The organism is Stenotrophomonas sp. YJH_SMC_138 (genome assembly GCF_059369855.1).
The window spans coordinates 66,343-84,806 of the sequence record NZ_JCAFTB010000003.1 but is presented as its reverse complement, the minus strand read 5'-3'; the positions used below and the strand labels follow the sequence as shown (position 1 = coordinate 84,806).

The window sequence follows — 18,464 nt, the reverse complement described above, 5'->3', positions numbered from 1 at the left end:
ATAGGTGGGATGGGCGGCAGGTGGAGGGATAGAAAGCGTTGATCACGACTTGCTGAATATGTGAGCCAGCGTCCAGTACTGGATCCGGGCGTGAGCAAGGTCCGGCAACGACTGGAGCTTGCCATTCCACCGTTCTATAGTCGTTTCGATCATGCAAGGGAATTGCCCATGAGCAGAGCACCGGCTTGCCGGCTTGCCTACTTCGTCCTGGTGGCCGTGCTCAGCACCACCGCCTGCGCGAAGGCCCCATCCACGGAAAAGGACCCGAACGGAACCCCCATGTCCGAAACCGCAACCAGTCCACGTACGGTGGGCGGACAGACCTACACGACGCAGCCGGTGGAAGCTCGGCTTGGCCCGCACCGCTTCATGTTCCCGGCCAACCTCTACTACAACCAGACGGGCCCCCTGGCCGATGGGGGCGTCATGCTCACGGTGTTCTGGCCGGATTTCGATGCAGCGCCCCCCGGTGACCGCCCGGTGCGCAGCACGCAGGACAGCCGGCGGCAGGTGCTGCTCGAGCTTAGATACATCGATCGCGTTCCCATCCAGAACTATCTGGCGCGTCGGTCCAGTAGTGAAGCCACCAGCGCGCCAGGATCACTGGAGCGGAGGGACCCGGTAGAGAACCTCGCGCTGCGCGTTGCACAACCCGAACGCTGGGTTTTGACGCCGTATGCGATCGACCCATCGTTGATGGCAGCCTATGCAAAGGATTCGGAGGCTGCGCTGGGAAGGCCTTACGTGCACAACCCGGGGATGGAACCAGACTGGTATGTGGCCCGCTCGGCGGAGGGGCAACTGACAACGTTCATCAGCTGCGACCCGGCAGACCGCATTCCTGACGGACTTGTCGTTCAGGGAAAGACACTTGAACGCGCCGGCGAAGGCCGGATCGCAATGTGCCGCCATTCCATCGTGGATGTGGGCGATAGCATCGCCATCGAGATGAACTATGCACGCGTCATGCTGAGCGACTGGCAACGCCTGGAAACCAGCGTGCGTGATCTTCTGAGCCGCTATCGCGCTCAATCGCAATGAATGGAGATCCCGGCGTTCTTCATCCGGGTCGTACAGTACCTTCAACACCGTCAGGGACTCACCGATGGGCATCACAACGAAGGAGGCTTCGGTTTTGCTCTCCGTCATCATGACCAGATTGCTTCGGCCGCAGCTACCTCGAGCTATGCTGCGCGCGGCTCACATTGGTGCTCTTTTCGGACTGTCAGCCATGCTCACGCTAACATCTGCATGTGCGCAATCGACGGATACGTCTGCCGTCAATGAACGTGCCGCTGCCGCAGATACGCAGCCCGCCCGCATCTCCATGGCCGAGCTGCATAAACGGATTCTCGCCTACGCGGATTCGCTCAGGTCAAGGGCGGACATCAGTCCGGACAAGTTCGGCACGGCGATCGGTGTCTCGCTCGTGCCAGACGAAAAGGTCAGCATCAGGCACATCGCCAAGGACCTGGCAACGACGAACGGCTACAACTATGGGGCGTCTTATCTGTCGGTTGAGTCGGCACGTGAGTTCCCCAACCAAGAGGTGATCTTCTATCAGCTGGGCAAGCAGCCAGTGACGGATGCTCCGAATGGCGTGTGCTACTGGGAAGCCGAAAGTGCCGGACGAGCCCTCGAAGCCCTCGGATACAGGACCGGAGGAGAAGTGCCATTTCAGAGAGGGGGCATCAGGCAGTACCGGCGCCCCATCACCGGTGGTAAGCAGTATATGGATACCAGCCTGTTGACCTATCGTTCCGATGAAGGTGATACAGCGAGAACCTGCGTCTACGCGGTTCAGTTTGGAGGAGGAGACAAATGAAGGGAATCGAATCCAGCGTCGAGCCACTATTGGCCGATCTGCGCGCAGACAAACAGCTTCCCAGTGGTGCCGAGGATGCGATCCGACGCAGCATTGCAGGCTCCCCCTACCTCAATCACCTTCTGGCAAACGCAGCCGACAGCGGTCAGATCGGCCGGATTGCCGTCTCCTACGGACATCACAATGGCGGCCACTTTCAGGAGGGAGCGGATGGAAACCCACCAACGATTTTCATCAGCGCCTCCAATTTCCAGAGCGTAACCGGCGCCCGGCTTGAAGAACGACTTACCGAAGTGCTAGGCCACGAGACCATGCACGGCATCCTGGCTAAGGAACGCGCCGCAGCACTCAGGGACTTCAAGCAGACCTACAGCGAGGAACTGATCGCTTCACACGATTCCCGGTCAGGCTCGGTGAACCTGACCGAGCCGGTGCGCACGCTACTGGACAAGGGACGACAGGACGAGGCACTGGCGGAGGTCTCGGGCCTGCGGGCATTGGATAGCCGATTCAGAGCGTTGAATCCAACCTTGGATGACAACGGACTGGAGGCAATGCTTGCGTCCCGCTCGCTCTCCCGTTGCATTCGGGCTGAGGGCGCAACCAGAAGCCTGGCGGATGGCATTTCGTATGATGCGCTTGCCAAGCGCCCCAACAATGAGAGCGTCCAGCTCACCAAGGCCGTCGAGCAGTGCTTCTATGACGGCACTGGCACGCTGGGCCGGCACGGCGATTCCGACTACCGTAACTACTACGGTACCTATCCGCTATCAGTGATCGGGACGAGCCATGCCTTCCTGGCTGAAGGTCGCCAACCCCCGGCCATCCGCATCGACCTGCATGAGCTTGGTCTCGACCCGAAGCAGCTTGAGCGCAATGGCCTCGACTTTGGCAGCGCAAAGATCCTGCCTGTTGGCGACTTCGGAAAGGGCGGGTTGGGCTGGGTGGAGCTGAAGAACACCGGCAGCGCACACACCATTTCGCCACCGACGCAGAGCGTTGCAGATATGCAGTCCTCGCCCACCCACTCGCTCAGTCCAGCAGATCAGTCGCTGCTGGACCAGATTCGGGGCAAGGTGGAAGCACTGGACAAGGCCAACGGCCGAACCTTCGATGACGCCAGCGAACGCATGTCTACCAGCCTGCTGGCTGCAGCCAAGGATGCCGGAATCACCCGCGCGGACCATGTGGTGCTGAGCAGACAGACAGACGCCTCCCCGGCCGCACACAGCATCTTCGTGGTGCAGGGTGCGATGTCCGACCCTGCCTCCCTTCGCACTCACATGGCGACTGCAGAGGCCGCCCAGCGGCCAGTGCAGGAGAGCTTGAACCAAGTTGAGGCGATTGGTGAGCGCCAAGCGCGTGAGAGGTCGGCAGAAATGCAGCATGCGCAGGAGCAGCATCGGGCTTCGGCACCATCGATGTAGCTCGCGCGCCTCTCCCTGAGTGCGACTGTGTGGCGGCACTAACCCATCTGCATGCCGCCAGACGTTCGGGCCGCCGCCTCACGTCGCAGCGTTTTCTGGTGGACTTACTCAGTCACTCGCGTGTCAAGCTGCCGACTAGGGGCCAGCCCCTTCTAAAGGACTGTAGAGACTGGTGACTGTCCATAACCCTATTTCACGTTGTAGTTAGCGACGAGAAGCTCGAAGTTGAGATGTGCAACGTCTGGATTGCCCTGCAGGTTGGTCACCTTCAGCCGGTACTTCCCGGCCGTCAGATCCCCGGAATCGGCACGGGCCACCTCGTATTCCCTGTAGGCCAGGGACATGTCGTACTTTCCTGCGTTGACCAGACTGTCCGAATCCGCACCGACGGCGCTCCTGTACTCGTACACATCGCCCTTGGCCGGTTGATATCGGTTGCCCTGCCAGACAGCAGGCAGATCGCGATTCAATACCTGTAGCGCCATGGGCGTGTCGGTGTCGCCCTCCAGCTTCCACAGCTGCACCTTCAGGGGAATCCGGGCGTCTTCAAGGAAAGCGACATCGCCCGGTTTCATATCCGGGCGCTTGGCGGGCCCGCCGGTACGGAACCCAATCAGGAATGTGCGAGGTCTGGGATCTTTCTCCCAAGGCGGCGGCAGTTCAAAACGCGCCTCTACCGTCGCACCTGCATGGACCAGGTCCATCGGCTTGGCGACAGGGAAACCATCGCCATACGTTTGGGGTGCCTGGGCGCCACAGCCGCCCGCGAGCAGGGGCAGCAGTACCATCCATGGCCTCAGTAGCTGTCGCATCCGTTCCTCGCATTCGGGCACTCACGTGTCGGCAGTTTATACACCGCACCGGCCGGGGGACCTGAACTGGCTTCACATTGCCCAGCGGCGGGATGGGGATTCCTGCCGGTGAACATTGCATGGGCCAGTTCTGGTGTTAGCAGGCACGCGATGGTGCAGGCACTATTCCTGCGGTCAGGAAGATGACCATGACCACGATAGACACCACATGGCTGGAAGCGTTCGGCAAGGAGCTGCACTACCTGTTCGCCATCGACCATGGCGATGCCGGCATGGATGAGTACCTGCTGGGCTGCTATGCAGACCTCACGCCGCGCGAGGCGGCGCTGGCGTTCGGCAGCGACTACGACCTGGAGCGCGACGATGCGCTGTGGCCACCGCCGGGCGTAGGGGCGCAAAGTTAAGCTGTGTCGCAATTGGCACGCCGCGCGAATCGGCCCGGTGAGCTACGTGTCGCTTTTGGGATCACGAACAGCTGCAAACCGTGCTTTTCAATGCGCATTCGGGCGATAACTTAACACCGACCGAAACCACTGCACCGCAAGGGTTTTGCCACGCGCGCGCCATGCAACAATGCCGTAAGCGTCAGCATTTGCGGCCTCTGCGGCTTACGGTTTCTTGGCATCTCGCAACCATGCGAGTACACCTTGGCGTGCCACCTCGCACTAGGTGGCGCGGGACTCGAAAACCCGTCTGAATACCCAGTGCTTTACGCTTGCCAGTCGGCGTCATCTTCGGGTGGCGCCGGCTGGCAATCCGTTCGCGTTCCATGGCGGGCGGTGCGTGGGGGCCTTCGGGCCCGCCGGCTTGGGTATTCACCGGTTTTCGAGCCCGCACCGTCCGCCACCTTTATCGGTGGCGCTGCTATCTGTCCTGTACGGAGCATTGCCATGAACACATCGGACTTCCGTTCCCTGCACGCGCAGTACGATCCGGTTGAGGCCGAAGCCGACCGCGATCCCTCCCACGATCCCAGCGCCTTCGTCGCCACGCTGCGACGCATCGGATCTGGCGCAGCTGCGGATGGCCAGCCTTGGCCGGAACGGCATCAACTGCCTGGGCGGTGTCTTCAGTTGGCGGATGCGGATTGCGCGCTGGCCGGGCTACGTGTGGTGGCGGAGCTGATGTTGGCTGCGGAGCGGACACGGCAGAACGGAGCGCCCGAGGAATACCTTGGGGATCGGGTGATGGAAGGGTTGAAGATGGCGTGCGTGGCGTTGACTGCTCAGGTGAGTGAGCGGTTGCACGTGCAGGAGTAGCCCGGTTGGACCTGGCCGTCTGTCGCGTGACTGCCGGCCCCCCCGCACGCCATCGGCTGACCGCTCGCCTTCGAGTCCGTTCCCTGTTTGCAGAGCGTCGAATGAAGCTTCTGATCTATGGCGCCGTGCTGCCGGCGGCGCTGCCTTCGGCGATCGCCAGCCGGCATATACCCAAGGCCGACCGGAACTGCGGACGTTTCGGAAGGTGTCCGACGCTGAATTTTCCGTAATGCGCGAGGAAGCCGTTCGACTGGTGCGCGAGGGCCTGGCACAGCACGCGCGGTACGCGGGAGACCGATACTTCGAGGTCAGCTGTGACAGCGTACCCGTGATGCTGGTGGATAACTCATTGGAGCAGCTTGTGATTGTGCTGTATGCGGACAGGGAGATTGATGTTCTGTGCGTTGTGCCGCTGCTGTCGCATTGGAGTAGGCGGATTGTGCCGGAGCCGTAGTGCGTATCGATTGGTGCAGAGGCAAGACCGCTACTGGCATCCAGGATGACGCGCAGCGTGTGCCACTAGGCTGATATCACCCTGATGGCTGTCCGACCTCCCCCCGTCCTGAGTAGTGGTCGGGTTTAGAGTCCGGTGCTGATGCTATCCCTCTTGCCAGCCAAATGCGCGGAGTACTGTGCGGGCGTCAGCCCGCCAAGTGCTCGATTTGGCCTTCCTTCGTTGTAGTCACGCCGTCAGCTTTCGATGCTGGTCCTGGCATGGAGCAACGTCGAGAACCAATGCTCGTTCAGACATTCATCGCGTAGCCGCCCGTTGAAGGACTCAACGTAAGCGTTTTGGTTCGGCTTGCCCGGCTCGATCAGGCGCAGGGCAATTCATTTCATGTGAACCCACGCCACCATCGCTTTGCCGCAAAAACTTCTCCGGTTGTCCGTCCTGATCACTTGCGGCAAACCGCGTTGAATGGCCAATCTGTCCAGCGCCTTGGCAACACCCTGCCCGGAAATGGCCCGTTCCACCTCAATGGCCACGGCCTCACGGGCGGCGTCGTCAACGATAGTCAGGCACTTGATTACTCGACCTACCGCGGTGCTGTCGAACACGAAATCCATCGACCACACCTGATTGGCGGCGGTCGGGCGCAGCAAGGGCTGACGCTCACCGACAGGCATCTCTTTGCGCTTCCTGCGACGCACCTGCAGGCCCACTTCCTAATACAGGCACCACACGCTTGTAGTTTACGACAAGCCCGTTCTGTCGCAACTTCAGATGGATCATGCCTACGCCGTAACGTCGATGCCGGTGTGCAAGCACAGCGATCTGCTCACGCAATTCAATGTTGTGGTCCGGTCTGGGCTCGTAACGCAGCGCGCTGGCGCTCATGCGTGCAACCACCAACGCGCGCCGCTCGCTCAGCCCCTTCTCGACCATGCTCCGCACCAGCAACCTGCGCGCCAGTGCGGTCACCACTTTTTTCGCAATGCATCCTTGATGACGTCGTTCTCGAACACCTGCTCGGCCAGCAACTTCTTCAGGCGCGTGTTCTCGGCCTCCAGGTCCTTGAGCCGATTGACGTCGGGCAGGCTCATGCCACCGAACTTGCTGCGCCACAGGTAGTACGAGGCCTCACTGAAGCCATGCTGGCGGCATAGGTCCTTGATCGGCATGCCCGCCTCGGCCTCGCGCAGGAAGCCGATGATCTATTCTTCGGAAAAGCGCTTCTTCACGTCCAATCTCCCTGTCGTTGAGAATTGGACCCCAAACCGTCGCGCTACTCAATCTCGGGGGGACGTCGGTGGCGCGGGGAAAATTCTGAGCGCGCAGGCACGGCGCAACGCCGTGGTGGCCGTGCGGGCAAATACCCAACTCTCCGAGCGCCGGACCTGCCGCCTGCTGGGCCTGTCGCGCAGCGTGCAGCGTGCTGCACTACCAGTCCCAGCGGAAGGATGACGAGCTGCAGCAGCGCCTGGTCGAACTGGCCGACAAGCGTCGGCGGTTCGGCTACCGGCAGCTGCACATCCTGGTCGAGCGCCAGGGCTTCGTGGCCAACCACAAACGGGTCCATCGGCTGTATGGCGAAGCTGTCTTGGCCGTGCGCAAACGGCGCAAGCGCGAGCGCGTCGCGGTCGGACGCTGCCCGTTGCAGGTCCCTTCCGGTCCGAACCACACCTGGTCGATGGACTTCGTGTTCGACGCCCTGGCCAACGGCAGGCCGATCAAGTGCCTGACTGTGGTCGACGACTGCACCAAGGAGGCCGTGGAGATCGCGGTCGCCCGCCGCATCAACGGGCAGCGCATGGCCGACATCCTGGAAACGGTGTGCCGCTTCCGCGGTTATCCGGCCATGATCCGGAACGATCAGGGGCCGGAGTTCACCGGACGAGCCCTCGACCAGTGGGCCGTCGCCAACGGCGTGAAGCTGCTGCTGATCCAGCCAGGCAGACCCACCCAGAACGCCTGCATCGAGAGCTTCAACGGCAAGTTCCGCGACGAATGCCTCAACGAAAACTGGTTCACCTCACTGGAGCATGCCAAGGCGACGATCTCTGCTTGGCGACGCGATTACGACGAAGCACGCCCGCACAGCTCGCTAGGCAAGAGCGCCCCCGCCGAGTTCGTCGCCTTGCTCCGCGAGCATGGAACCCTTGCAACCACGAACCCGGGCGATAAGCTCGCAGCCACGGACTCTACGAAGTAGACCCCGGCCCTAACGCAGGGGCAGATCAAACTCTTCAGCACACTTCGCTAGGTAGTAGTCGACCCTATCGCTTTGTCTCTGCGTCAGATATTAATTCACATTCACCCATTCTACGCCGTGCGTCGCGGGAACTAGGGAGGAGACCGAACCAGAGCTTCCGTCGGCAATGGAGAACCGAAAATTGCGGTATCCCTGCCACCACGTTGGAAACTGAAGGCACTACAATTTCACTGTGCCTTTTAAGTGACAAATAAGGGAATCTGGCAGTGTCGTAGGGCGACACATCCAAGTTAACTAAGATCGCCGTCCCAGCTGGAGAAACTGCAACCAGCATTGGCCGGTGTCGAGTCGAAAAATTGACGCTTTCTTCCGACGAGATATCGACACATCCACGACTATCTATTCCCTCTGCAGTCTAGCTAGGCCCCCTCGCCAGATGATAGTCTCCTCCCCATGGCATTGAGCCATCAAAGGCAAGTAGCTAGTAGAGCGATCACAAGGGGCGACACGGATGCCAACTGCGATACCCAAAGAAATAGATTTCGTCGATAGCATACGTTTGAGCCATAAGACAGGCGAAGCAGCTGTCACAAGGCTTCAGACGGACGAACGAGTGCTTGCACGAGTAACAGATGGAATTTACCGGCTACCATCTGCAGCACTGCGTGAGTTGATATCCAACGCGTATGATGCGGATGCCACTTCTGTCTTCATTGACACGGACGCCCCTAGATTTTCCACAATCCGCATAAGCGACAATGGAAATGGAATGGATGAGGTGGCGTTGTCGCGACTCATTCATCACATCGGGGGAAGCTCTAAGCGTACGGCAGAAGGCCAATCTGTTGGCACAACTGACGAGAAAGATTCGAACTTGTCGCCAAAGGGGCGAAGACTTATTGGGAAAATTGGCATCGGGCTTTTCTCAGTAAGCCAGCTCACGTCTCAGTTTCAAATAATAACCAAGAAGAAGGGCTCACCGTTCCGATTGGTTGCTGACATCCAGCTGAGAAAGTACAGCGAAGAAAGCCAAGAACAAGCGAACGTCCTGTTTGAAAGCGGCACCGTCCGAGTCACCCAAATAGACGCGGACGACTCAGAAGCACATGGAACTGAGATCATACTTCTGGATGTTTCCACGCGAGTAAGAGATATTCTAAGAAGCAAGGATCGTTGGGAAGAGATTCTTTCGGAGGAGAATGCCCAGGCGTCACCCCAGACCAAACTCTCAGCCCCAAATTTTCATTCCGGCTTCATGCGCATCGGGTCAACTACCGATGCTGAGTACGAAGTCGAACCATCGCTACCCTGGCTCCAGTCTGACTCGCCCACGGAGAAATTTGAAAAGCTATTTAACCGCGTTGTGGACTTGGCCAATACTACAAAGGAGCGCCCAGACTTAGAGACCGTCCTGGATGGTTATCTCGGCACTCTCTGGGCCTTGAGCGTATCTGCGCCACTTCCATACGTGGAGAAGCACCCATTCGATATTACATCTGAGGATGAAGTTGACGTCTTCAAGATCGTCAACAATCGAAGGGGAAAGTCAGATCGTGTCGAGCTGAAAAGTGGGCAGACCGTGCGCGATGCCCTGAACCTGAAGGAGGGATCCAGCGATCCAGCAGGTGCGTTCAACGTTTACATCGATGAAGTTGAACTCAAGCGACCCATTACGTTTAGGAAGTTTGCACGAGGAAACAGAGAACAACGTCCCATGCTTTTTGTTGGCTCCTACAGGCCTGATCTTTCAAAAATACCGGCGGCCTTCAAGGGCGGGGACCTTGAGTTCGAAGCGTACCTCTTCTGGAATCAGAAGATAGTCCCTAAAGAAAATAACGGAATTATAGTTAGAGTTAACGGAGCCAGCGGCGCACTATTTGACGATACATTCATGAAGTATCAAGTATCAGAGCAGACCAGGCTTCGGCAGATCACTTCAGAGGTGTTTGTTGAGCAGGGCATGGATGCGGCCCTTAATATTGATCGGGAGTCGTTTAATTTTGGTCATCCGCATTATCAGATTCTAACCCAGTGGACCCACCGCGCTCTTCGGCAATTGGCCAATACTCACAAGGGTATTGGCGATGAAATTCGCGAGAGAATCCGAACGGAACAGAGGGCGGCGACAGCGTCCAAGCTAGAAAGGCTGGCAGAAGACAAGTGGCTGAAGCTCCGCGGCTCAAGCGACTCATTCCCCCCAGAGGCAACAGTTGCATCCACTGCTGATGCTTCACGCTTAAGGAGCGAAGGACTACTAGCCGTAGTTCTAGAGGAAATCCCTTCACTTGAAAAGGGCGGACGAAAAGAGCTCGATTCGAGAATGGCTCGCGCTCGGGCTTTGGCAGTAGTGTTAGATGCATACGGAATTCTTGAAACAATGGACTATTCGCGCCAATCCTCACTCATTGATTCCATCATGGAAATCTTCTATGAGGAGGCCAAGTGATGAATGGACTCCAATCTCTGGACGATCTCAATGACGAGGATGCGGCACTCTTCCATCGTGAGCCGGCACCAATTGATTCCAACGTAAAGAAGGATTTTTCGCAGTGGCATCTGCCGAGAAAGCAGTACATCCGAATTCACCAATGGTGCCGTGAAGTTGCCCAGCTTGCGAGAGAGATTACCATCGGAAACGGAAAGACGTTCAACTACCTCACTCTTCCTGGGGACGATCTCCTTGATATCCGCGCATTGGTAGGCGTAATGCAGCGCGCGCGAGGCAAGCTCCGCTACCTCGGTTTCAATTCGGTTGCGCGAGGAAGTCAAAGCCAGAGAGAGATGAATATTTCTCGAGCTGAGGTTCGATCAAGCGGCCTAGTAGATGATTTTTCGCATATCGAGGAGGATCGACTTGAAACTCTATCAAACCCTAATAGCCCGAGCAGACGACGATTGAATGAGATCGGTCATTGCCATGCAATAAACCTTGACTTCTGCAGATCGCTAAGTCACGGCGACATTGAAGGCGGGGCTCTTGGTGCGATGCGCTCAATACTCGCTCACCAACTTCAGTCCAATCAGCCGTGGCTACTATTCATAACAACTAAGGTCGAGCCGCAGTTGGTCGCGGAACAAGTCAAACTTGGATTTGACAACGCAATTCGAGCCAACATAGATGCAAGCGATGAATTCAGAAGCTTGCTGGCAGAATCACTAGCGACATCATCTGATGACCTTTCCGAGAAATTGGAAGAAGCATGGGCTGCTGATGGCAGTGATCTACTGCGTGTTTTTACCCTCGGCTTTTCAAAGTGGCTTCTGCGCATGCTAGTCGGCGAGCCTCCCCAACGATCACTGAAGCTGTTAAGCGCCTATTACTATCGTAGCGGGACAGTTCCAAATATGGTTTCACTGGCCTTCCGATGCGACTCTAATCAGCAACCTGTGAATGACAGGGACGGAATCTTTTCAGAAGCGGACCAAGCCCCTCCTCTTTGCGAGGTGGAGCTTGGCTTGGGGGTCCTGGAGGCCGCCAGGCAGATCATCGATCTTGATCAGCAACTTCATGACGACCCAGAGCTCAACACAACAATGATGGAAAAGTCCGCTCGATTGTTGGCCCAAGCCCGATATGCCGAGAATGATTATCGAGACTGGGCCGAACAGAATAAAATCAGTCCGCAACCCCTTCAAGCGATAGCTTGATAGCCCTACCCAGCGCCTCCGCCATAGGCGGGGGCACTGCGTTTGAAACCTGCTTCACTTGTGCAGAAAGGTTTCCCTTGATCACAAAGGTGTCGGGAAATCCCTGAAGCCGCATGGCCTCATAGATCGACAGCCTGCGATTTCCGGAAGGATGAACGTGAATCTCTCTATTTCCATATGCAACAGTGGGGCTTGGGAAATCCCAGCGAAGCCTTTTGAAGCTTCGTCGGTCGGCAGATAGCTGATCTGGATTCTTAAATTTCTCAGAGACTGGAGTCATCGTCCAATGATTGGGGTGAACCTCCGAGCATTCTGCAGAAGCCCCTCTCTTGAAGAAAACCGGCTCTATCGAAATATCGCCAATGCCATCCCGAACCGTGCGCTTCCCTAGGACGGAGATTGGTTTGAATTCCGATCTAGTTCTTCCCTCGGCAACCCCGGAGACAATGATGCGACGACGGTTCTGTGGAACGCCGAAATCCAGAGCACAGTATTCTTGCTCGTTCACATCAAAGCCAAGATGCCTGAGCGCCGAAAGCAGCCTTCTGTATCTTCGCACGTGCGGGGAATCCCTAATTCCAAGCACATTTTCGAATATAAAGAAGTCGACTTCGTATTCCGATTGAAGTTCCTTTATTATTCTTACGTACAAAGAGGGCAATCTATTTCTAGGATCGGCCTTCTTTGTCCTAGTATTGGCTCTCGAGAACCCCTGACAAGGCGGCCCCCCAATCACCCCAATATGCCGTCCAGCCGGAACTGTTTCTTTGAGCAGGGCAAGCACGCCCTTCGATCCCAACTTTACAAGATCCGCCGCGACCGCTGTGGCATTGGGAAAATTGGCGCAGTGGGTAGCAATCGCAGCAGGCTCACTATCGATCGCTAGCTTCACATCGAAACCGGCATTCTGAAATCCGAGATCGAGTCCGCCCGCGCCCGAAAAGAGACTCAACACAACCGGCATACTTTTCTGCGCGCTGTCGCTAGCCCGCTTGGAGGAATCGATGTTGTTCCGAGCTTTTGTCATGCTTGAATATCTACTTGAAGGGCGAATAGTTCTGGGGATAGCTGCAAAAAACGGGCGACACATGGCCGCCCGTTCTTTCACCTAATGTCCAGCGTTCAATCAAACCCCAACAGGATTAGCCTTCTCCGGATCAATCTTGTACTGCTTGATCGCCCGGGCTACATCCTTCGCGGTCATCTTCCCTTCCTTCGCCAGCGCCGCAATCGCGGCATGGGCGATGTAGTACCGATCCACCTCGAAGAACCGACGCAGGTTCGCACGCGTATCCGAACGGCCAAACCCATCCGTACCCAACACCGTGTACGACATCGGCACGAACGCACGGATCTGGTCCGCATACGCACGCACGTAGTCGGTGGCGGCAATCGCCGGGCCCTGGCGGCCTTCCAGCAGCTCGGTCACGTACGCCTTGCGCTGTTCACCTTCCGGATGCAGGCGGTTGGCACGTTCCACGTCGAAACCATCGCGACGCAGTTCGTTGAAGCTCGGGCAGCTCCAGATGTCGGCGGTCACGCCGAAGTCCTTGTCCAGCAGCTCGGCGGCGGCAATGGCTTCGCGCAGGATGGTGCCCGAACCCAGCAGCTGCACGCGCAGCTCGCCCTTCTTCGGCTTGCCGGCGTCGGTCAGCAGGTACATGCCCTTGACGATACCTTCGGCCGCACCTTCCGGCATTTCCGGGTGGGTGTAGTTCTCGTTCATCAGGGTGACGTAGTAATACTCGTCCACCTGGTCTTCCATCATGCGCTTGGTGCCGTGCTGCAGGATCACCGTCACTTCGAAGCCGAAGGTCGGGTCGTAGCTGCGCACGTTCGGAATGCCACCGGCCACCAGATGGCTGAAGCCATCTTCGTGCTGCAGGCCTTCACCGTTCAGCGTGGTACGGCCGGCGGTGCCACCCAGCAGGAAGCCGCGGGTACGCATGTCGGCGGCCTGCCAGGCGATGTCGCCCACGCGCTGGAAGCCGAACATGCTGTAGTAGATGTAGAACGGCAGCATCGGCACGTTGCTGACCGAGTAGCTGGTACCGGCGGCCATCCACGAGCTGATCGCACCCGGCTCGCTGATGCCCTGCTGCAGCACCTGGCCGCTCTGGTCTTCGCGGTAGAACATCAGCTGGTCGGCGTCGACCGGCTTGTACTTCTGGCCGAACGGCGCGTAGATGCCGATCTGGCGGAACAGGCCTTCCATGCCGAAGGTACGGGCTTCGTCGGCCACGATCGGCACGATGTGCGGGCCCAGTTCCTTGTCACGCAGGGTGATGTTCAGGCTCTGCACGAACGCCATGGTGGTGGAGTAGCTGCGCTCGCCGCTGCTCTTCAGCAGGCGCTCGTACGCTTCCAGCTTTGGTGCCACGAAGGTCTTGTCGGCCTTGCGGCGGCGCTGCGGCAGGTAACCGCCCAGCGCGGCACGGCGTTCCTGCAGGTACTGCACTTCCGGCGAATCCGGGCCCGGGTGGTAGAACGGAACCTGGCCGTCGGCCAGCTGCGCGTCGGTCACCGGAATGTTGAAGCGGTCGCGGAAGTGGCGCACCGCTTCGTCGTCCAGCTTCTTGGTCTGGTGGGTCGGGTTCAGTGCCTCACCGGCGCTGCCCATGCCGTAACCCTTCACGGTCTTGGCCAGGATGACGGTCGGCATGCCCTTGGTGTTCACGGCCTGGTGGTAGGCGGCGTACACCTTGTGCGGGTCGTGGCCACCACGGTTCAGACGCCAGATGTCGTCGTCGGAAAGGCCGGCGACCATCGCAGCGGTTTCCGGGTACTTGCCGAAGAAATGCTCGCGGGTATACGCGCCGCCGAAGGCCTTGCAGTTCTGGTATTCGCCGTCGACGGTTTCCATCATCAGCTTCTTCAGGACGCCGTTGGTGTCCTTGGCCAGCAGGGCATCCCAGTAACCGCCCCACAGCAGCTTGATCACGTTCCAGCCGCCGCCACGGAACACGCCTTCCAGTTCCTGGATGATCTTGCCGTTGCCGCGCACCGGGCCGTCCAGGCGCTGCAGGTTGCAGTTCACCACGAAGATCAGGTTGTCCAGGCCTTCACGGCCGGCCAGGGCGATGGCACCCAGGGTTTCCGGCTCGTCGCTCTCGCCGTCGCCGATGAAGCACCACACCTTGCGGTCGGACTTCTCGATCAGGCCACGGTTTTCCAGGTAGCGCATGAACTGCGCCTGGTAGATGGCGGCCAGCGGGCCCAGGCCCATCGACACGGTCGGGGTCTGCCAGTAGTCCGGCATCAGCCACGGGTGCGGATACGAGGACAGGCCACCGCCGTCCACTTCCATGCGGAACTTGTCCAGCTGCTCTTCGCTGATGCGGCCTTCCAGGAAGGAACGTGCGTAGATGCCCGGGGCGCTGTGGCCCTGGATGAACAGCAGGTCGCCCGGGTGGTTTTCGCTCGGGGCGCGCCAGAAGTGGTTGAAGCCCACGTCGTACAGGGTGGCGCCGGAGGCGAACGAGGCGATGTGGCCGCCCAGGTCACCCGGCTTGCGGTTGGCGCGGACCACGGTGGCCATCGCGTTCCAGCGGATGATCGAACGGATGCGCCATTCCAGCTCGGCGTTGCCCGGGCTCTTGGCCTCGAACTGCGGTTCGATGGTGTTGACGTATTCGGTGGTGGGAGAGAACGGCAGGTAGGCGCCCGAACGACGGGTCAGTTCCACCATGCCTTCCAGCAGCTGATGCGCGCGCTCGGAGCCCTCGACATCAATAACGGCCTTCAACGACTCGATCCACTCCTGGGTTTCCACAGGATTCGGGTCGTTGTTCAGCACCTCGTTCAACCAGTTCATTAGCGCTCCCATAACCGCACGCACGCGCGCGACTGTTGTATAGATTTCTAGACCGCAAAGTGTAGCGCACCAAGGGCTTTCGTCACTTGGCTACGCAGGCGTATGGATGCAAGCGGCCAGTGTCCGCAAGGGGCTTGCCGGGCCCGCTGACGGCCCTGCGGCGGGCCTTGGTGGCTGCGCGGGCTGTCGCTTGCGGGCCGCTGCGCCCATGTGCAGGACGCAGTGTTACCGCTGCCGATGACGGTTGTAGGGCAACTCCGGCACCGCTGTAGGGGCGGTTCGGGCAACGGTACTGAACCGTCGACAACATGTCGCATCTGCCTCTGGATCGGTACCGGCTGCGGGTCCAGCGTGGGCCGCGAGTGAGGGGCCTGGCGGCCCTGCTCCCTTCCACGGTTCGCCGGGGCGCCCTGCAAGGGGCGCCCCTTTTGCCGTGGGCACGCGGCCAGCCGTGGCCCAAATCGCACCTGCTTGTGGCCGGATAGGTGATTGCCGGCTTCGATATATCGATATATCGTTTGCACACTCGTTTACCGATATATCGAAATGAGCCGCACCCCTTCTCCCAGAGCCCGTTCCACCGATTCGGCGGTGCCGCGCCGTAACGGCCAGCCGCGCGTGCTGAGCCGCGGCGATCTGCGCCTGCTGGTGCTGGCCCTGATCGGCGAGCAGCCGCGCCATGGCTACGAACTGATGCAGCTGATCAGCAACCAGTTCATGCAGGCCTATACGCCCAGCGCCGGCACCATGTACCCGTTGCTGGCCAGCTTCGAGCAGGCCGGCTGGATCGAGGCCGAGGAAGTGGATGGCAAGCGGATCTTCCGCATCACCGCTGCCGGCGAGTTCGAGCTGAAGGTGCAGCGCACCCAGGTGCGGCTGGCGCAGCGACGTGCCTTCGACCGTGCCCGCGAGATCACCAAGGCCTCGCTGCCGCCGCCGCTGGCCACTGCCCTGCGCGAGTTCAAGCGGGCGCTGGTGCATCACCACGGCCGTTGGGCCGAGGGCGAAGCGGAAGAAGTGGCGGCGCTGCTGACGCGGGCCTCGGCCCTGCTCAACGGTACCGCCGGTAGCGAGAGCCCACCGTTTTCAACAACCCAGCCAGACTGAATCCAGCCAGGTCCTCCCCCATGCCGCGCGCCCCCGCGCGACACCTTTACAGGTATCCCCATGACCGAACACAACAACACGCGCCTGCGCCTGGATGTGCGCTTCCGTGAACTGACCGTGCTGCGCACCGAAGAGGTCACCCCGCACATGCGCCGCGTGGTGCTGGGTGGCGACGATCTGGCCGGCTTCGATTCGCCCGGCGCCGACGACCACATCAAGCTGTTCTTCCCCAATGCCAGCGGCGAGATGGTGCTGCCGGTGCTGACCGCCGAAGGCCGCAGCTACCCGGCCGGCAAGGAGCCCTCGCCGTCGCGCGACTACACCCCGCGCTGGTGGGACCACGAGACCGGCGAGCTGGCCATCGACTTCGTGCTGCACGACCAGGGCATTGCCGGGCCGTGGGCCGAGCGCGCGCAGCCGGGCGACACGCTGGTGATCGGCGGCCCACGTGGCTCGTTCGTGGTGGCCGACACCTACGACGCCTACGTGCTGATCGGCGATGAAACCGCGCTGCCGGCCATCGCCCGCTGGCTGGACGTGCTGCCGGACGCTGCCGAGGTGCAGGCCTTCATCGAAGTGCGCGACGAGGCCGAACGCCAGGACCTGCCGCAGTACGAGAACGTGCGCATCCACTGGCTGGAGCGCAACGGCTTCCCGGCGGCCAGCAGCACGCTGCTGGAAGACATGCTGACCGACTTCGAGGCCCCGGACGGCGATGTCTTCTACTGGATCGCCACCGAATCGCGCCGCGCGCGGATGATGCGCAAGTTCATCGAAGGCCACCTGGGCGTGCCGCGCGACTGGATCCGCTCGACCGGCTACTGGAAGGCCCACCCGGACGAAGCCGACGGCGATTGACCGGCTCGGGGTCAGATCCCTTTTCCTGTGGAAAAGGGATCTGACCCCATGCACCAGAACCTGCCTGGTGGGTGCGGACCGTTGGTCCGCACGCCTTTGACTGTGTAGAGCCGAGCCCACGCTCGGCTGCTCTCCGCTCGGCCACCGATGGACCCATCGCGCTACGCGCGATGAGCCGAGCATGGGCTCGGCTCTAGAGGGACCGCGACCGGCGGCTTGGCCACCTGCCCCGTCCACCCGAACCGCTGCGCGGCCCAGATCTCCAGCGCCACCAGCAGCGCGATGACCAGCAGCGGCAGCAGCAGCCCGAAGTACACGCCGGGCATCATGCCGTTGATCTGCGCCTTCACCAGCCGCAGCACGCCACGGGTGTGCAGCAGCTCATCCACATGCATGGTCAGCGCCTCGCGCACCACCTTGGGTTCCAGGCCGAGGGTGCCGGCCTTGTCCACCAGCGTGTCTTCCACCATGCCGCGCAGCAGGCCTTCGCGCACCTTGCCGATCACCCAGCCGGTACCGCGTGCCAACGGGCCGTTGCCAAGACGGTCCAGGCCGGGCAGCGGATGTTCGCTGAGGTACGCCGAGGCGATGGTGTCGGCCACATCGCCCACCGTGCCCTGGCTGCGCAATGCCTCGCGCATGCGCGGGTCGTCCAGCGAGTCGGTGAATCCTTCGCTCCAGCCTTCCACCAGAGTCTGCAGGTGCGGCTGGAAATGATCGAGCTGCTTGAACAGCGCGCGGTGCGCACCGGCGGTGAAGCCCAGCTGCAGCCCGAAGAAGGCCGTGGCCAGCGGCAGCAGCACCACGTAGCTGGCCAGCAGCCAGTGATGCCAGCGCTTGCGCCGCTGCAACCAGCCGCGGCGGTGCAGCCAGCGCCAGGCGAAGATGCCCAGCACCAGGCCAAGCAACGTGCCGAGCACGCTGCCGCCCAGCAGATCGAGCACGCTCAGGCCCGACCAGAATTCGTTCAACCAGTACTGCGCGTCCTGCATGGGTCTTCCTTCCGTGGGTGATACAGCGGGCCATTGTAGAGCCGAGCCCACGCTCGGCTGCTCTCCGC

15 protein-coding genes and 2 pseudogenes are annotated in these 18,464 nt (G+C 60.2%); 12 read left to right on the top strand and 5 right to left on the bottom strand.

The window, feature by feature from the left end:
- Positions 1-90 precede the first annotated feature (90 nt).
- The 3 genes from AC5P7I_RS08535 (at position 91) to AC5P7I_RS08525 (ending at position 3,252) form a co-directional block, all read left to right on the top strand.
- Entirely contained in the window at positions 91-1,041 is a 951-nt protein-coding gene (locus tag AC5P7I_RS08535; protein WP_262088287.1) for a hypothetical protein, read from the top strand.
- A 64-nt stretch (positions 1,042-1,105) separates the two neighbouring features.
- Positions 1,106-1,825: a hypothetical protein gene (locus tag AC5P7I_RS08530; protein ID WP_262088288.1), complete on the top strand. Its 720-nt coding sequence runs from the start codon at positions 1,106-1,108 to the stop codon at positions 1,823-1,825.
- Positions 1,822-3,252 (top strand): XVIPCD domain-containing protein, encoded by a 1,431-nt coding sequence (locus tag AC5P7I_RS08525; RefSeq protein ID WP_262088289.1) that lies wholly within the window; start codon positions 1,822-1,824, stop codon positions 3,250-3,252. Before AC5P7I_RS08530 ends, AC5P7I_RS08525 begins: the two co-directional genes overlap by 4 nt.
- Before the next feature lie 188 nt (positions 3,253-3,440).
- On the opposite strand, the gene AC5P7I_RS08520 is transcribed toward AC5P7I_RS08525, so the two are convergent.
- Positions 3,441-4,040 (bottom strand): hypothetical protein, encoded by a 600-nt coding sequence (locus AC5P7I_RS08520; RefSeq protein ID WP_262088290.1) that lies wholly within the window; start codon positions 4,038-4,040, stop codon positions 3,441-3,443.
- Positions 4,041-4,252: 212 nt separating this feature from the next.
- On the opposite strand from AC5P7I_RS08520, the gene AC5P7I_RS08515 reads away from it, so the two are divergent.
- From AC5P7I_RS08515 to AC5P7I_RS08500, 4 genes are all read left to right on the top strand, one after another.
- Entirely contained in the window at positions 4,253-4,468 is a 216-nt protein-coding gene (locus AC5P7I_RS08515) for a hypothetical protein (protein ID WP_262088291.1), read from the top strand.
- A gap of 486 nt (positions 4,469-4,954) precedes the next feature.
- On the top strand, positions 4,955-5,323 hold the full coding sequence (locus AC5P7I_RS08510; RefSeq protein WP_262088292.1) for a hypothetical protein: 369 nt from the start codon (positions 4,955-4,957) through the stop codon (positions 5,321-5,323).
- Positions 5,324-5,424: 101 nt separating this feature from the next.
- Positions 5,425-5,553: a hypothetical protein gene (locus AC5P7I_RS08505; protein ID WP_262088293.1), complete on the top strand. Its 129-nt coding sequence runs from the start codon at positions 5,425-5,427 to the stop codon at positions 5,551-5,553.
- Positions 5,553-5,777 (top strand): hypothetical protein, encoded by a 225-nt coding sequence (locus AC5P7I_RS08500; RefSeq protein ID WP_262088294.1) that lies wholly within the window; start codon positions 5,553-5,555, stop codon positions 5,775-5,777. The genes AC5P7I_RS08505 and AC5P7I_RS08500 overlap by 1 nt, the downstream gene beginning before the upstream one ends.
- Before the next feature lie 125 nt (positions 5,778-5,902).
- Here the strand turns inward: AC5P7I_RS08500 and AC5P7I_RS08495 are convergent.
- A pseudogene (locus tag AC5P7I_RS08495) lies at positions 5,903-6,979 on the bottom strand (IS3 family transposase).
- A gap of 103 nt (positions 6,980-7,082) precedes the next feature.
- Here AC5P7I_RS08495 and AC5P7I_RS08490 point away from each other — a divergent pair.
- The 3 genes and pseudogenes from AC5P7I_RS08490 to AC5P7I_RS08480 form a co-directional block, all read left to right on the top strand.
- Positions 7,083-7,977 (top strand): annotated as a pseudogene (locus AC5P7I_RS08490) (IS3 family transposase); the annotation flags it as partial.
- A 559-nt stretch (positions 7,978-8,536) separates the two neighbouring features.
- Positions 8,537-10,423 carry an ATP-binding protein gene (locus AC5P7I_RS08485; protein WP_262088295.1) on the top strand — a complete coding sequence of 629 codons (1,887 nt, stop codon included), beginning with the start codon at positions 8,537-8,539 and terminating at the stop codon, positions 10,421-10,423.
- A complete protein-coding gene (locus AC5P7I_RS08480; RefSeq protein WP_262088296.1) occupies positions 10,423-11,625 on the top strand; it encodes a PP_RS20740 family protein in 1,203 nt (400 codons plus the stop codon). The genes AC5P7I_RS08485 and AC5P7I_RS08480 overlap by 1 nt, the downstream gene beginning before the upstream one ends.
- Here AC5P7I_RS08480 and AC5P7I_RS08475 read toward each other — a convergent pair.
- Together AC5P7I_RS08475 and aceE are read right to left on the bottom strand one after the other, a co-directional pair.
- Positions 11,594-12,589, bottom strand: coding sequence for a DNA cytosine methyltransferase (locus tag AC5P7I_RS08475; RefSeq protein ID WP_262088297.1), 996 nt, complete (start codon positions 12,587-12,589; stop codon positions 11,594-11,596). The two genes, AC5P7I_RS08480 and AC5P7I_RS08475, sit on opposite strands and share 32 nt — an antisense overlap.
- Before the next feature lie 162 nt (positions 12,590-12,751).
- On the bottom strand, positions 12,752-15,439 hold the full coding sequence (gene aceE, locus AC5P7I_RS08470; RefSeq protein ID WP_012478970.1) for a pyruvate dehydrogenase (acetyl-transferring), homodimeric type: 2,688 nt from the start codon (positions 15,437-15,439) through the stop codon (positions 12,752-12,754).
- 546 nt (positions 15,440-15,985) lie between these two features.
- On the opposite strand from aceE, the gene AC5P7I_RS08465 reads away from it, so the two are divergent.
- Together AC5P7I_RS08465 and AC5P7I_RS08460 are read left to right on the top strand one after the other, a co-directional pair.
- On the top strand, positions 15,986-16,546 hold the full coding sequence (locus tag AC5P7I_RS08465; RefSeq protein WP_169411549.1) for a PadR family transcriptional regulator: 561 nt from the start codon (positions 15,986-15,988) through the stop codon (positions 16,544-16,546).
- 60 nt (positions 16,547-16,606) lie between these two features.
- Positions 16,607-17,404 (top strand): siderophore-interacting protein, encoded by a 798-nt coding sequence (locus AC5P7I_RS08460; RefSeq protein ID WP_169411551.1) that lies wholly within the window; start codon positions 16,607-16,609, stop codon positions 17,402-17,404.
- A gap of 161 nt (positions 17,405-17,565) precedes the next feature.
- Here AC5P7I_RS08460 and AC5P7I_RS08455 read toward each other — a convergent pair whose 3' ends face one another.
- Positions 17,566-18,396 (bottom strand): hypothetical protein, encoded by an 831-nt coding sequence (locus AC5P7I_RS08455; RefSeq protein ID WP_169411553.1) that lies wholly within the window; start codon positions 18,394-18,396, stop codon positions 17,566-17,568.
- Positions 18,397-18,464 lie beyond the last annotated feature (68 nt).

Bases quoted from the DNA above. Each gene is read 5' to 3' on its own strand.
- AC5P7I_RS08465 (WP_169411549.1), top strand. From the start codon at position 15,986: ATGAGCCGCACCCCTTCTCCCAGAGCCCGTTCCACCGATTCGGCGGTG.
- AC5P7I_RS08505 (WP_262088293.1), top strand. From the start codon at position 5,425: ATGAAGCTTCTGATCTATGGCGCCGTGCTGCCGGCGGCGCTGCCTTCG.
- AC5P7I_RS08520 (WP_262088290.1), bottom strand. From the start codon at position 4,040: ATGGTACTGCTGCCCCTGCTCGCGGGCGGCTGTGGCGCCCAGGCACCC.
- AC5P7I_RS08515 (WP_262088291.1), top strand. From the start codon at position 4,253: ATGACCACGATAGACACCACATGGCTGGAAGCGTTCGGCAAGGAGCTG.
- AC5P7I_RS08455 (WP_169411553.1), bottom strand. From the start codon at position 18,396: ATGCAGGACGCGCAGTACTGGTTGAACGAATTCTGGTCGGGCCTGAGC.
- AC5P7I_RS08475 (WP_262088297.1), bottom strand. From the start codon at position 12,589: ATGCCGGTTGTGTTGAGTCTCTTTTCGGGCGCGGGCGGACTCGATCTC.
- AC5P7I_RS08510 (WP_262088292.1), top strand. From the start codon at position 4,955: ATGAACACATCGGACTTCCGTTCCCTGCACGCGCAGTACGATCCGGTT.
- aceE (WP_012478970.1), bottom strand. From the start codon at position 15,439: ATGAACTGGTTGAACGAGGTGCTGAACAACGACCCGAATCCTGTGGAA.
- AC5P7I_RS08480 (WP_262088296.1), top strand. From the start codon at position 10,423: ATGAATGGACTCCAATCTCTGGACGATCTCAATGACGAGGATGCGGCA.
- AC5P7I_RS08525 (WP_262088289.1), top strand. From the start codon at position 1,822: ATGAAGGGAATCGAATCCAGCGTCGAGCCACTATTGGCCGATCTGCGC.
- AC5P7I_RS08500 (WP_262088294.1), top strand. From the start codon at position 5,553: ATGCGCGAGGAAGCCGTTCGACTGGTGCGCGAGGGCCTGGCACAGCAC.
- AC5P7I_RS08460 (WP_169411551.1), top strand. From the start codon at position 16,607: ATGACCGAACACAACAACACGCGCCTGCGCCTGGATGTGCGCTTCCGT.
- AC5P7I_RS08530 (WP_262088288.1), top strand. From the start codon at position 1,106: ATGGGCATCACAACGAAGGAGGCTTCGGTTTTGCTCTCCGTCATCATG.